Genomic DNA, 14245 nt, shown 5'->3' with positions numbered 1-14245 from the left:
ATTAATTCAATTTTAGACCAATTTTAGTGAACTTCATTACATAGGTTCGTGCATCAGGCAAACGCTTTAGAATCTACCGCTACGAAAATCGTCCAAGGCTTGTATTATTTCTTCCTGGGTATTCATTACAAATGGCCCATGTCGGGTTATAGGCTCATGGAGTCTGGCCGCAGCAATTAGAATACATTGGCTTGTTGTCTCTCCTTTCAAAAGCAAAACATCTCCGTCGCCAAGCTTTGCCAAAGTATCGTGTTGTACTGATTGCTCACCGATACGCACGGTTCCAGAAATCACCAGAAGAATCGCTTGATAATCATTGGGAATGTGTTGTTGCATACTGGCACCAGGCGGCAAAATAATATCAAACAACAACGGTTGGGTAGCAATACCGGTAATTGGCGAATTGGTTCCATTGTCGGTCTTGCCTGCAATGACCTTAATTCGCGCCCCAGAGTCATTTGTTTCCACTGGTAATTGGGCGCTTTGCATTTCTTGGTAAAAGGGAGCAACCATTTTCTCTGCGGCAGGTAAATTTAACCACAACTGCAAGCCATGTAATTTACCATTAGCCGAGGGCATTTCTGAGTGAATAATCCCTTTCCCGGCAGTCATCCATTGAACATCGCCTGCGGCGATAACTCCTTTATGCCCTTTATTATCTTCATGAGTAATACTGCCATCGAGTAAATAAGTAATTGTCTCAAAACCGCGATGTGGGTGAGCAGGAAAACCAGCCATATAATCCAACGGGTCCGCGCTATTGAAATAATCCAGTAAAAGAAGAGGCTCAAAATCATTGCTTCTCTCGATACCAATAAAGCGATGTAATTTTACACCAGCTCCTTCTCGTACCAGGATACCTTTGATTAATCGCTCTACTTTAATTTCGCTCATGAATACACTCCATGTTAGCTAACGAAAACGTTGATTTGCTTCTGCTAATATAGCATAGCTCAAAATCCATGATTCGATCTTGGTAAATTTGTTCCTCTCAAAATGGGCCTTTCGCACCACATTCCTAGTTTTATCCTCCATAACATGCCAAGGCATACATGCCCCGTTTTTGAACAATAATTACCCTGTGCTATGCTTATAAAATAAGCAGTTCAATTAAAAATGGTTATGCTTGGCCAAAAACAACCCGGAGGTCCAAGTTATGTTAGGCAGAGTCACTCGATTTCCCCCTGTCAGCCCATGCCGTTGTGTGGTTTTAAACCATTTAGCAAAATCTTCTAGCATAGGAAAGATTTTTAGACCCCGTACAGATATACCAACCGAAGGTGCGCATCAAGGGCTTACTAAAAAAGCAACCGTAGATTATCATCAAATGCTAAACAGTTTGCCAAGTGGATTGGATATAATTCACCGCGGGATTGCAGGCCATGCTGAAGTAGAAAGCATTGCGACCTATGGAAAATTTGGAGCCGGTAAATACACTACAAGACCTTTATCTTTAAACATTGCTGAATTTATACACAAGCCGCAGAGCTGTGTATTGCTTTCAACATCACCGGATCCATACACCGTCAAAGAATACATGGTAGGATTTCAGCTTATTAGTGCCAAAGGAGCCATTGCATCGATGTGCTTACCCGCAGTATATATTCGACCACAAACAGCACGACATATCGATGTGGAACAGTTTGAATATTATCAAAGTATTCTCAATGCACAACAGGCACCTGGAGAATACACCAGAGGTGAAAATATATTCGATCTTGCTCAGGGAAATAACGAAACGACCGTAGTCTTGGGCGCAACAAAAGAAGATGACTGGCGCCCTGTGTTTGATATGGATCTGCAAAGTATAGTACTTGTACAAGGTGCTGGGCGTATTTTGAGCGGATTTACGAAAGCAGAAACCGTAGAGACCACAACCATTATAAACCCCTTGTTTCGCAAACGAATAATGTCCATTGAAATTGCATCAACCACCTCCGCAGAGGGTTCAATGTTTGTTAAGTATTTTGATAAAATGAATGCACGAGCACTAGAATTAGGAATGACTAAAGATGGCTTTAGGGTTTTAACATTGGCCGATGCCTCTATGATGATGCGCTCAGATAAATATCTCGAAACGCTGGGAAAATATTCAGCTTCAGATAAGACCATGATCCTGCAGAATGTTCCCGCAGAGATTCCTATAGGATCTGAAGAACTCGTTGAGTATGCACTGCATCTCATCGAAGCAAATCCGGCAAAAGAATTAGTCGCCACAACTGTCGAGAGTTTGCAGCATAAACTTTAAGTCATGAGTAAAAATTTTTTTCTTAGCCCGCACAAAGTGAGGCGCTAAGAAAACTTTATCAATACTCGGTCACTTGTTCTTTTATCACTCGAGTGACTCCTGGTTCTCGCTGTTTAAAATGCAGACGACAGGTTGAGGAGTACATATCATTACCGCCAATAACAACTTGCTCTCCCTCAGTAATTACATTACCTTGAGCATTTAAGCGTAAAATCATGGTTGCTTTACGCCCGCAATGACAGATGGTTTTGAGTTCAACCAACTCATCGGCCCAAGCTAAAAGATATTGACTGCCTTCAAATAGTTCGCCGCGAAAATCCGTACGCAACCCATATGCCAGAACAGGAATACCCAATTTATCCGTTATTTCTGTTAATTGATGCACTTGTGCTCGCGTTAAAAATTGAGCTTCGTCAACCAAAATACACGCATATTTTTTTTCTTGCGCCAGGACGTGCTGATACAGGTCATCCTCTGGATTGAAAATCAAAGCCTGTTCGGATAATCCAATGCGAGAATGGACCATGCCATGCTGATAACGATTATCTATCGCCGGCGTAAATAGTAAAGTATTCATACCGCGTTCACGATAGTTATAACTTGATTGCAGAAGAACCGTACTTTTCCCTGCATTCATTGCTGCAAAATAAAAATAGAGTTTGGCCATGGAGATCCCGATTATATTTTAAAATACCGTCATCATACCTAAATCATTGATTAAGGGTCTACTATGCAGGCAAAACTCATTAGAACCATGCGATTTCAGGAGCATTTTTTGGTATAGTATAAAAAGATATTTTTTCCTAATCCCACTTACAATAAAATAAAGCAGCTTCTGAATAGTGCATGAGATAACTATGAACTCAAAAATAAAATCCATATTTGCAGCATTGATGTTAATGACCACTGCAGCCATGTGTCAGGCCGATGTTCTACTTAAAGACACTCAAGGCAATACAATTTCTTTTTCATCTTTGAAAGGGAAGTGGGTGCTTATTAATTACTGGGCAGGCTGGTGTAAGACCTGTATTGATGAAATTCCTGAGTTAAATCATTTTTATCGAAAACACGAAAATGATCCTGTGGTATTATTCGCAGTGAATTATGATGGGCTTCCAGTACATAAGCAAAAAAAACTGATTCGTAAATTCAATATCTTGTATCCGTCATTAGCTACTGACCCAGCACTCGCCTTAGGATTAGGTGATATTATTGGTGTGCCTGTTACCTTCATCATCAATCCACAAGGAGAGCTCGTTAATACCCTCTATGGAGGCCAGGATATTAAAACCCTGGATACCGCGATAAAAAAAGCCTAAAGCATGTAGTCCGGATGCAGCAAAGCGAAACCCGGGGATTTTGATACACGCATAAGATCTCTAAACTCTGGGCTGCGCTGCACCTAGGCTACGAACAGATTACAATGATGCGGAGCTGTCCGTCGCAAACAAACGTTGTTTTTGGGCTTGAGTAAGACGGATCGTCAATAGCCAATCCCCCTCTTCATTATGGGATTCGCTTACAACAGCGCCCAACTCATACAGTTGCGCACGTAATTTTGCCTGAGTTGCTTTGAGTACTACATTTTCCTCAAGAACCGCCCCATGCAATTGAGTACTTATTGCTTCTTTGAGCAAATCCAGCCCCACATTTGCGGCGGCAGAAATCCATACTTTACATTTCCCTTCCTGATAATCAATTTTAGGCTCCCAGCCTTCCTTTAAATCAATTTTATTGAATACCTGAATTATGGGGATATCATGTACTCCTAGCTCATCCAAAACCTGTTGTACGGAAAACACATTGTCCCGCCAATGCGGATCAGAAATATCGATCACATGCAGCAATAAATCCGCCTGTTGAGTCTCTTCTAAAGTCGCGCGAAAGGCTTCTACCAACTGGTGTGGTAAATCACGAATAAATCCCACTGTATCGGTTAAAATCACCGCGGAAGAACCGGGTAAATTAAGCTGGCGCATGGTCGGATCCAAGGTAGCAAACAACTGATCGGCTACGTAAATGCTTTCCCCGGTCAATGTATTGAATAAAGTCGATTTCCCGGCGTTGGTATAACCTACCAAAGACACGGTAAGCAAAGAAGCCTTGCGTCGGGCCTGGCGGTTTTGATCGCGGCTGCTGCGTACTTTTTCCAAACGTTTGTTAATGTATTTAATGCGTTCTCGTAATAAGCGACGGTCAGTTTCTAATTGGGTTTCACCAGGACCTCGCAAACCAATACCCCCTTTTTGTCGCTCCAAATGAGTCCAACCGCGTATCAGCCGAGTTGATAAGTGTTGTAATTGCGCCAGTTCGACTTGCAGTTTCCCTTCAAACGTGCGTGCCCGCTGCGCAAAAATATCAAGAATCAAACCACTTCGATCGACTACCCGGCATTCAAATAAACGTTCCAGATTTCGTTCTTGTGATGGGGATAATTCATGGTTGACCAGAACCAATTCTGCATCAAGCGCCTTAACCAGCTGTGCAATCTCTTCGGCTTTACCCTTACCAATATAATACTTGGCATCAGGCGTTGCGCGAGTCCCTAAAACACAATCTAAAATTTCCGCTTTTGCCGAAAGAGCCAACTCTTCAAATTCCTGCAATGCCTTATCTGCATCAACACCCGGTAATGCCAGTTGCACCAATACCGCTCGCTCGCCACCTTGAGGACGTTCAAACACTAGGTTTTCTCCGAAAAAATAGGATGAGTATTATGTCAAAATAAGGAAAAAGGTGCCAGAAGATCACCATCTCAAGGATAGGTATTATGTCAAAAGAAGAAGACACTATGTGAACTAAAGGTATCTAAATACCTTCCCGATAAATTTTTAGACATCAATGCAACAATAATTTACCAGTTTATAAAAAATTTGATCAAAACACGTCAGGCTGTTAATATTAAATTAACATACAAGAATTATAATAAGAGCAAAGAAGGCTGGATTGAATGAGCAGGAAGTAAGCAGAGACTAACCAAGGGTAATCCGAATGAGTAAGACAATATTCGCAGCGATAGAAAAGCTTCAGGTCGAATTGATAACAATCAATAGAGGCACAGCATTACCCACCAGAACTGAGGCATTAAACAAAGAGCTCCCAGCTTTATTGTTTGTGAACCCAAAATTTTGGCCAGACTCTATCCAGCCACCTCAAACGGTCACCATGAAAGAATATGATGAGGACGCAAAGAAAAATATTGAGAAGCAAAAAATGCTTGCGACCCAAGAGCAAATGGATGAGTATTCAAACCAGGTATTGCAAGCAGTTTTTAATATTACCAATGTCAGTGGTGGATATCGTTCTGCAATAACAAATAGCACAACTATCAGTCAGTCCTTTAATGCTCTGGATTCTACCTGGGTTCCCCAAATTTTTGATGATCGAACCTATCAAGTAGGATTGGCGCTACAGAGATTCTTGACAACTGCGCTGAGTGAGCAGGCACTTTCAGAGCTTCCGGAAAAAATTCCAGTAGTGGGAAAAGTTCGAAAACCAGCCGAAAGCCTTTTGCGAAGTTTGAAAATAACTTTGGATTGGCGAATAAAAATTTACGAACTCCACTCCAACCCCGAAGAAGTTTTTGAGAATGCACGATTTTATCAAATGAAAATGCAACAATGGCATATCTGGGATAGTAGCATTAGATCTTTAGAAAAAAAATTCAAGGAAGATGAACAACTCTTTTTTAAAGCTATGCCGATTATAAGAGAAGTGCCACCTTCTGGAACCATAGAATTAGAAGAGCATCTCAAAAAATTGGAAGCACTGCGTATGGAGCTAGTGCAAAAGCTTAGCGAATTTGACGAAGCAACTCAAAATTTTGCTGATTTTAATGAGAAATGGAAAAAAGAAAATGATGAAATGAACCTACCCGAAGAAATTAGATCAACACCCATTACCCGAGCTTTAGCTGCACGAGATTCTGATCAGAAGTCAGCTTTAATAATAAAAGAGACAAGCCGAGAGTTCGCTGGACAAATTGATCTAGACGTCGAAGTATATACGAGTAAAATTGGGCTCGACCTGGAAAAAACTTATAAGAGCGGTGTAAGTCATGCTAACAAGTTAAAAGCTGAATGTTACATTTCAAGTCTACTTCCGGAAAAAGGACTCCTTAGCGTTTGTATTGAAAACGTTAAATTATTAAAACATCATATTGATAACGATAAAGCATTATGGCCAGATACTATCTCCAAACCTCCTTGTGTCACAGGTGAGTTTCCTGAGATAAGCTTGGACGTTGTTTTATCGACAGATGCAGACAATAGCGTGAAATTAACGGCTAATAGAGACGCTTATGATAAGGCTTTAAAGGAACTTAATGACTACCACGATAAACTGGTTAAAGGAAAGGAAAAGTTGGCATCTACAGATTTAAATGATGCTTTGCCAGCATGGCCTGAAGAATTTCCCTATCAAGATATCTTTAAAAAAGCTCGTAGTGAGAAGCAAAAACAGCTGCTCACAGAAATGGAAAGTCAAATCAATGCAGTTAATAAATTAATACAAACAGCAACATTGGAGAAAAGCCGCATTAATCGTGAATTAATAAAATTCAACCGAGACGGGGCCACCAAGCAAGCCTCTAGTCGTATTCAAGAAACATTTCAAAAAAAAGCAGACTCTAAAAAACATTCAAGTCACGTTAATTATGACTACCATAGAACCCAAGTTAGATATGAAAGAGCTTTATCTTCTAAGGAAGCTCATAAGTCTCAACTAACAGAAATAGCAAGTAAGATTAGCACAACTCAACAAGCAATCAAACAGGAAACAGATTCTATCAAACAGCTCCAAATTAAGAGAAAGCATCGTGAGCTATTTTTATTAAAAGCCAAGGAAAAATTAACACAATTTAAGAAAGATTTAAGTGAGCACAAGGGCTTCTACATCCCCGCGGATAAAATCCCGCAAGCGGAGTTAATAAAATATTTGGAGTGTGGATCAAATGAGTTTTATGACAACTTGTATCTAAGAGCGCAAAACGGTAACGCGTACTATGGTGCAAATTTAACTTATGGGATTGATTGGGCAAGTTATCTTTTAGGATTAAAACAATATGAATCAGATTTCCAAAAGGTTTCTAAGGACATCGAAGACAAAATTGAACTTATCGATAAGGAATTAAAGATTAAACTTGAAGGTCAGGATGAACAACCGGGGAGTGAATCGATTGCCGAAGAAAACCTTTGGAGTCTACAAAAGTCCTATCAAAAGGCCACTCATCAAAAAAATGCAGGTGGAATACAATTAGGTTTACTAAAAACCCAACAAGAACAATTACAAAAAGAGCAAGAAGAAACAAATGAACTATTAGATATTTTGAACAAAGGAAAATCAGAATTAGAACAAAAAGTTAAACAAGCCGACTTGACTATGCAACATGATGAATTTAGTAATCAGCAAGCAGTCTTGGCATCAGATATGCTCAAACTTGAATATGAACTTGCTGATATTGGGGAAAGCGTAGCTAATTTCGATCAATTATTTCAAAATCTTGCCCATCTTGCTAAAGAAGAATTATTGGCCCAATCAGCGGATCTTGAGGAACAACTAAATACGATTGGTCGTCCTTTAACTGAGAGGAAAACATATTGGGAAAAATCAGTTGCAGAATTGATTAAGCAAGTACAAGAAACTATCAACTCATTAGAAAAAAAATGGAAACAGGTACCTCCTAGTCCTGAATTGGCTTCTGAGTTCCAAGATCTAAAAAAACAGCTTACCGCCTCTTTGGAGGATAAAGGAATCGAGAATACCTATGCTACGCTGAGCATTAAAATTGCTGAGAAACAAAACACACTGTTACAACTCAAAGAACTTGCCGTCACTCAAATAAAAAGCACCGAGTTATTACAAAAGGCTAGTTTGTTAGAACACATGAGCCCAGACGAAAGAGGTGAGCTGTACGAGCAAATTAAACATTTCGAAAACGAAATTGAACCGCAATTGACGGTCATTATGGAGAACTCCAATGAGCTTGTGAAGAAGAAAGTTGAAGCAACAAAGGAAATGCTTCAAGGACTTACCCAAGTAAAAAATAGTATTGAGGATTTGGAGCACTTACCAAAAATTAATTTCGTCTATGCTGAATTGGATAGGAGGGTCGATGCATGTGAACCAAACATGGTGTTAGCTCGAAGAAAATTACTAAAAGAGATTGAGCTCTTTGAACAAAGTGACTTGGGCATTTCTTTAACTAGAATTCTTATAAATAACAATCCTGCTGTGAAAAAAGAACGTGAACCAGTGCTCCAAATGCATTACAAAATTGGTTATTTTAAAATGCTCTATAAGCCTTCTCCTAAAGAAGGGTGTGACCTCCATTTGCTGGATGACTTACCTACTAAGGAGGAGTTTGATAACGATAAACTTGGAACATATAAAAAATGCTATATCTATAGCAAAGAGGCTAGTCAACTTTATTACATATCATATGGAAAATCTGAGCCAGTAAAGATCAATGATCCGGACCTATTTCAAGAAAATCTCGAAATGATTAAAAAACAACGAAATACGGATCCATTAAAGCTTACTGGTGAAGAGATTTATACGTTGATAACGTTAAACGGAGGACACTCTCTTCCGACCCTTTTTGCAGATTTAGAAGCCCAAGAGGACCAAAAAGATAAGGACAGTATTTTAGAGCACTTAGATCATGTTATTGCTGGATATGAAGGATTTAAAGAAAGGGAAAAAAAATTGTCTCCAAATGCAGCGCAAGCAAGACAAAAGCTTTTCTCCGACATTAAAGAATTTGAGGAAAGCGAACTCGTGACCCTTCTGAACTATATCAGTGAGCGTGAGACTAGAGAGCCTGAGATCCAGGCAAAAATAGAACGCCTAGAAGAATTAAAGGCTAAACTCAATACTTTTAAAATGGCTTATGATGAGTTAGGAACTAAGCAAGCAATTAATGAGGCGATTGAGAAGGCAACTAAGAGCACAGAACAATTTGGACAAGCTCGAGCTGAGTTGAAAACAAGATACTTTGGGGAAGAATCTATTTTTGACAATTATCTAAAAGAACGAAAGAGCACCTTCGCCTTCAGAGATTTTTTCAGCTCTGCTGCAGCTTTAGTATTAGGGTGCTTTGGTTATAAAACAGAGTCACAAAAAAGAGAAGAATACCTCGAGGAGCTGCAAGCAGCATTGCAAGCCTATCAAAAGGCGCCAATTAATGACGTCGAGGAAGTGAATAGCACACATTCGCAATTGCGTGAGAAGATCGACATAGGCCTTAAAAATTTCTCGCCAAGAAGCAAAGAAGGCGAAGATCATGGGAAATCACTAAATGCAAAACTGACTGCATTTAGAACTGATGTTGAGAATGTCCACAGCCAAATCCCGAAAAAACAAGAAGAGCTGGATTATTCTGTGAGCTATGCTTAAAATACGCCAAATATCATTAATAATGAAATGAAGTCAACCTGGAGATTAGCTTAGCTAAACAACTCTCAAGGCTTACCGCAGCTACCCTTAAATTAAAAACCTTTGTCATTCCCGCGAAGGCGGTAATCTATTTCTAGAAATAGCACTGCGCCTCTTTTAAGCATGGATCCCCGCCTTCGCGGGGATGACAACTTTTCGCACATATGGACCTAGCTTAATGGTAGTAAAGTATATGGCACATTCAAGTTACTAGCCTTCCTCCGCCCCTTCATTTCCAGAGTTTTCCTCATCAGCTGGCATTTTTATTGCGCGTGAAGGAACGACTGTAGAAATTGCATGCTTGTAAACCATTTGGGTGATCGAGTTTTTCAGCATGACCACATATTGATCAAAAGAATCCACGATACCGTGTAATTTGATTCCGTTTACCAAAAAGATAGATACAGGCACCTTTTCTTTACGTAATTCATTTAAAAAGGGGTCTTGTAGTAAATGAGTTTTAGACATTGCCCACTCCTTGTTGTTATTGTATTTATTAAAGGCAAAACATGCATCTGATCACTTATTCGACATTTTTTGATAAAACTTTAGATTAATTTCATGACAGTTCGATTTTAATCCGTTACTATAGTTTGCAAATTTAACTCTGAATTCTAGTCAAAAAGGAATTTCGGTTACTTATGCCGGAAGAGAACAAAGGAGATAACATTTATCATTTTTGCTGGAGAAACTCCTTTGTATAATTGTTCATTACACTTTCTCATCTTCATTAAGGAGGATTAAATGGCATTTACTCGTATCGAATTAACTACGCTAAAAAATCCCTACGAGCATCTGAGCGATGGTGACGCATTGGCAAAGAATGCTAAGGAGCTCAACGCATTAAGCGCCAAAGAACAAGTCTCTCTTGCTACCAAGATCATTGCTGCCTGCCCTGACTCAATGTTCAAACAATATGGCCATCATATTAAGTCATTGGGTAATTTGGCTACCAGCGAAGAAACATTTCATTCGGTAATTACGGAAGCCTATCAAGTCAGACAGCGTATTACATCATTGCTTGATCCTCGAAATAAAGAGCCACACGCGTTATTTTCAGGCAAAGAATTTAATCCTGCTCCTTTTCATCGTTTTAGCGCGCTCGCTGAGCAAGTATTGGAAAGTAATGAATCAGCCATTGCCGAACGATTCGCCTTATGTACACCGGAACACGAGCGAAGTCATATCGCTCATAACATAAGTACCGCCTTCCCCAAGCATATTCTTGCAGAAAAAACTCAGATTGCATTCATGCTGCGTCGAAATATTGAACGCTTGTTATTAGGAGATGCTCCAGAGAAATTTTTTACAAGTCGCGATTTCAATAAAGAGACTTGCAAGATGTTCGTTAATCTGTTTCGCACTTTATTGAAAGGTCATGAAGTAAAAATCGGAGAAAAATTAGGTGCTCTTGAATCTCAGACTCAAGCCTCAATCAAACGTAACTTGGAATTGTTACACACTGAAGCATTTGATGAAACCAATCCGTTCAAGCTCATAGCTGATTCCATGAGTGCAAAAGAAAGCATTGAGCAAAAGAAAAATGAATCTCAAGCTACCAATCCCAATAGCTTGTTTAAGAGCTCGTTCAACATGTCGAGCAGAACAATACAAACCAAGGAAGAACTTGAATCAAGTAGTGATGCTGACGAAGAAGAACTCTCTGACTTTAGCGAAGAGGAAGAATATGAAGGCGCACACGATGGTTCACCCACTAACACTTGGTTTTAAATACACCTGCCCTTACAAAGTAAGGGCGCTTTTTTTTGATCCTTAATTTCAAGAGAGGTAAGTTAATGACACAAGAAAAACTGACTGTCGCATTAGTTCAAGAAAAATGGCACGAAAACCCTAAAGAACATCAAGACAAACTGACTTCCGGAATCGATGCTGCAGCACAACAAGGAGCAGCTGTCGTTTGTTTGCAAGAACTCACCCTAAGCCCTTATTTCTGCACGCGTTCAGATGTTGATCCTACTCCTTTTATGGAGGATATTCATACCGGCCCTACCGCCCAATTCGTCAGTAAAATGGCAAAAGCATATAATCTATGCATTACCGCCTCCCTATTTGAAAAAGCAGGTTATAACACTGCGGTGGCCTACAATAATAAGGGAGAGCTTATTGCAATAACTCGAAAGCAACATATCCCCAGTGGGGAAAAATACCATGAAAATTTTTACTTTAAACCAGGGGACTCTAATTACCCAGTTCATCAAATCGCCGGACATCAATGGGGATTACCAACCTGTTATGATCAATGGTTTCCAGAGTTGTCACGAATTTATGGTCTAAAAGGTGCAGAAATTTTGGTATATCCTACCGCAATAGGTGGAGAGCCCACTGCTCCGGAAATAGATACGCAACCCATGTGGCAAAAGGTTATGGTTGCCCAGGGAATTATGAGCAATACTTTTATCATTGCCGCCAATAGAATTGGTTGTGAAGATGGATTAGAATTTTATGGTAGCAGCTTCATTAGCACGCCCATGGGAGAAATTTTGGCGCAAGCATCTCGCGACAAACCGGCCGTTCTCGTTGCAGAATTAGACTTTAGTCAACGTGCATTGTGGGGAAGACTGTTTCCTTTTGCACAACAGCGAGAGCCTTCAACCTACCATGAACTTGTAACCTCACGTTAATCCCTTTGGAATATCGACATTATGAACATCAGTGCACCATCTGAAGAAAATTTATATAACATCAACAACTGGGGTGAGGGATACTTCAGTATTAATGCCGAAGGGAATATTGAAATGAGTAAGGCACCAGGAAAACCTGGTGTCGAGTTGCAGGCTATTGTTAATGCTGCAAGTAGAGCAGGATTGCATTTACCGCTTCTAATTCGCTGCTCTGATATCTTGCATGACCGCGTGCATCGCATTTATGAAGCATTTTCTCAGGCCATAGAAGAGAATGAATATACCGGGCACTACAAACTGGTTTATCCCATTAAAGTAAACCAGGAGCAAAGTGTTGTTCGCGAATTATTGAAGTCACCCAATCACTCTATAGGACTGGAAGCAGGCTCAAAACCCGAACTCATGGCAGTCATTGGCATGCTGGGCAATCAACAAAATAGCACCATAGTATGTAATGGTTATAAGGACAGCTATTATATTCGTACCGCGTTAATCGCCCAACAAATGGGGCATAAGGTCTTTATTGTTATTGAAAAAATTTCCGAGCTGGATATTATTTTAAAAGAATCAGCTCGCTTGAAAGTAAAGCCCTCTCTTGGCGTTCGCATCCGTTTAATTACTAAAAGCGCTGGAAAATGGGAGCATACCGGCGGTGTGAAATCCAAATTTGGCCTTACCGCAAAGCAAGTACTCGAGTTAGTGAATAAACTGAAGGCCCATGACATGCTCGACTGCCTGCAGCTGATGCATTGTCATTTGGGGTCACAAATAGCCAATATTCATGACATTCGTCACTGCATGCAGGAAGTATCGCGTTACTATGTCGAGCTACGCCAACTGAATGCACCAATAGATACGATTGATGTGGGCGGAGGACTCAGCGTGGATTATGAAGGAACCCATTCAAATCAGGGTTGTTCCATGAACTACAGCTTGCGCGAATATGCCACCCATATTCTCCTCGCCATTCAATATTTGTGTCAGGAAGCAAATGTTCCAGAACCCAATATTATTTCAGAATCAGGTAGAGCATTAACCGCCCATCACGCCGTTTTAATTTCTGATATTAGTGACATAGAAATAGTTAGTAAGTCTCCCTCTCTTCCGGAAATTACTAATGAAGATTCGCATGTGATTCGCGATATTTATGACACCTATCATTCAATTACCGCAAGCTCACCCATTGAAATCTATAACTATGCAGAACATTCATTAAATGAGGCCCATTCCTTGTTTAAGCATGGGGTTATTAGCTTACAGGAAAAGGCTAAAGTAGAGGCGTTTTATACCAATATATGCCTGGAACTTAAAACACGGCTCAATTTAGAGAATCCTACAGAAGAAGCGTTATTGGCAAAAATCAATGAAGACATGGCGGTTAAAGTTTTTTGCAATATCTCGTTTTTCCAATCGATTCCGGATGCTTGGGCTATAGGACAAATATTTCCAATTGCTCCTATTTCACAACTTACAGAAACACCCGTCATGCACAGTGTGTTACAAGATTTAACCTGTGATTCGGATGGCACCATCAAAGAATATCTTGGCAGTTCTTGTGTCAACTCAACATTAATGTTGCCTCCCTACGATACTAACAATCCTTACTCTCTCGGCTTTTTTCTGGTTGGTGCATACCAGGAAATATTAGGAAATTTGCATAATTTATTCGGAGATACTAACTCACTGGATGTCAAACTCTTTGATGATGGACAGTTTGAGCTCAATGATTTGGTTTATGGCGATACGGTAACCAATGTTTTGAATCTTGCTCATTTTGATACCAAGAAACTCGTTCAATCTTATGAAAAGCAATTAATTCAAGCCGAACTACCTAAAGAAACAACGCTTTTATATTTAAATGAATTAAGAAGCATTTTTTCTCAATTAACCTATTTAGACGAAAACATTCGGAGAAGATAAG

At 39.9% G+C, this 14245-nt stretch carries 10 protein-coding genes; 6 read left to right on the top strand and 4 right to left on the bottom strand.

Features of this window, described 5'->3' with window-relative positions; all coding sequences use genetic code 11:
* Positions 1 to 66: 66 nt before the first annotated feature.
* Positions 67 to 894, bottom strand: a complete 828-nt coding sequence (locus tag BW930_RS05705) for a pirin family protein (RefSeq protein ID WP_058469272.1) — start codon at positions 892 to 894, stop codon at positions 67 to 69.
* 262 nt (positions 895 to 1156) lie between these two features.
* On the opposite strand from BW930_RS05705, the gene BW930_RS05700 reads away from it, so the two are divergent.
* A complete protein-coding gene (locus BW930_RS05700) occupies positions 1157 to 2248 on the top strand; it encodes a hypothetical protein (RefSeq protein ID WP_058469273.1) in 1092 nt (363 codons plus the stop codon).
* Positions 2249 to 2306: 58 nt separating this feature from the next.
* Here the strand turns inward: BW930_RS05700 and BW930_RS05695 are convergent, their stop codons facing one another.
* Entirely contained in the window at positions 2307 to 2915 is a 609-nt protein-coding gene (locus tag BW930_RS05695; protein ID WP_058469274.1) for a thymidine kinase, read from the bottom strand.
* A 190-nt stretch (positions 2916 to 3105) separates the two neighbouring features.
* Between BW930_RS05695 and BW930_RS05690 the strand changes: the two genes are divergently transcribed.
* Positions 3106 to 3567 carry a TlpA disulfide reductase family protein gene (locus BW930_RS05690; protein ID WP_058469275.1) on the top strand — a complete coding sequence of 154 codons (462 nt, stop codon included), beginning with the start codon at positions 3106 to 3108 and terminating at the stop codon, positions 3565 to 3567.
* Between the two features lie 99 nt (positions 3568 to 3666).
* Here BW930_RS05690 and hflX read toward each other — a convergent pair whose 3' ends face one another.
* The gene (hflX, locus tag BW930_RS05685; RefSeq protein WP_058469276.1) at positions 3667 to 4932 is read right to left on the bottom strand and encodes a ribosome rescue GTPase HflX; all 1266 of its coding nucleotides are present in this window, start codon (positions 4930 to 4932) and stop codon (positions 3667 to 3669) included.
* A gap of 307 nt (positions 4933 to 5239) precedes the next feature.
* Between hflX and BW930_RS05680 the strand changes: the two genes are divergently transcribed.
* Positions 5240 to 9643 carry a coiled-coil domain-containing protein gene (locus BW930_RS05680; RefSeq protein WP_058469277.1) on the top strand — a complete coding sequence of 1468 codons (4404 nt, stop codon included), beginning with the start codon at positions 5240 to 5242 and terminating at the stop codon, positions 9641 to 9643.
* 249 nt (positions 9644 to 9892) lie between these two features.
* Here BW930_RS05680 and hfq read toward each other — a convergent pair whose 3' ends face one another.
* A complete protein-coding gene (gene hfq, locus BW930_RS05675; protein ID WP_058469278.1) occupies positions 9893 to 10150 on the bottom strand; it encodes an RNA chaperone Hfq in 258 nt (85 codons plus the stop codon).
* A gap of 276 nt (positions 10151 to 10426) precedes the next feature.
* Here hfq and BW930_RS05670 point away from each other — a divergent pair, with 276 nt between their 5' ends.
* From BW930_RS05670 to speA, 3 genes are all read left to right on the top strand, one after another.
* Complete coding sequence (locus BW930_RS05670) at positions 10427 to 11413, top strand: lpg0008 family Dot/Icm T4SS effector (protein ID WP_058469279.1); 987 nt, start codon at positions 10427 to 10429, stop codon at positions 11411 to 11413.
* Positions 11414 to 11478: 65 nt separating this feature from the next.
* A complete protein-coding gene (locus BW930_RS05665; RefSeq protein WP_058469280.1) occupies positions 11479 to 12324 on the top strand; it encodes a nitrilase-related carbon-nitrogen hydrolase in 846 nt (281 codons plus the stop codon).
* A 21-nt stretch (positions 12325 to 12345) separates the two neighbouring features.
* Positions 12346 to 14244, top strand: a complete 1899-nt coding sequence (speA, locus tag BW930_RS05660) for a biosynthetic arginine decarboxylase (RefSeq protein ID WP_058469281.1) — start codon at positions 12346 to 12348, stop codon at positions 14242 to 14244.
* Position 14245 lies beyond the last annotated feature (1 nt).

The sequence above is a fragment of the Fluoribacter gormanii genome (assembly GCF_900156395.1).
Lineage (GTDB): Bacteria > Pseudomonadota > Gammaproteobacteria > Legionellales > Legionellaceae > Legionella > Legionella gormanii.
The sequence above is the reverse complement of the archived record's forward strand: the minus strand, read 5'-3'. Positions and strand labels throughout refer to the sequence as shown.

What these genes read in the sequence shown, in the direction of transcription:
- BW930_RS05665 (WP_058469280.1), top strand. Translation starts at nt 11,479, where the DNA reads ATGACACAAGAAAAACTGACTGTCGCATTAGTTCAAGAAAAATGGCAC.
- speA (WP_058469281.1), top strand. Translation starts at nt 12,346, where the DNA reads ATGAACATCAGTGCACCATCTGAAGAAAATTTATATAACATCAACAAC.
- BW930_RS05670 (WP_058469279.1), top strand. Translation starts at nt 10,427, where the DNA reads ATGGCATTTACTCGTATCGAATTAACTACGCTAAAAAATCCCTACGAG.
- BW930_RS05700 (WP_058469273.1), top strand. Translation starts at nt 1,157, where the DNA reads ATGTTAGGCAGAGTCACTCGATTTCCCCCTGTCAGCCCATGCCGTTGT.
- BW930_RS05690 (WP_058469275.1), top strand. Translation starts at nt 3,106, where the DNA reads ATGAACTCAAAAATAAAATCCATATTTGCAGCATTGATGTTAATGACC.
- hfq (WP_058469278.1), bottom strand. Translation starts at nt 10,150, where the DNA reads ATGTCTAAAACTCATTTACTACAAGACCCCTTTTTAAATGAATTACGT.
- BW930_RS05680 (WP_058469277.1), top strand. Translation starts at nt 5,240, where the DNA reads ATGAGTAAGACAATATTCGCAGCGATAGAAAAGCTTCAGGTCGAATTG.
- BW930_RS05695 (WP_058469274.1), bottom strand. Translation starts at nt 2,915, where the DNA reads ATGGCCAAACTCTATTTTTATTTTGCAGCAATGAATGCAGGGAAAAGT.
- BW930_RS05705 (WP_058469272.1), bottom strand. Translation starts at nt 894, where the DNA reads ATGAGCGAAATTAAAGTAGAGCGATTAATCAAAGGTATCCTGGTACGA.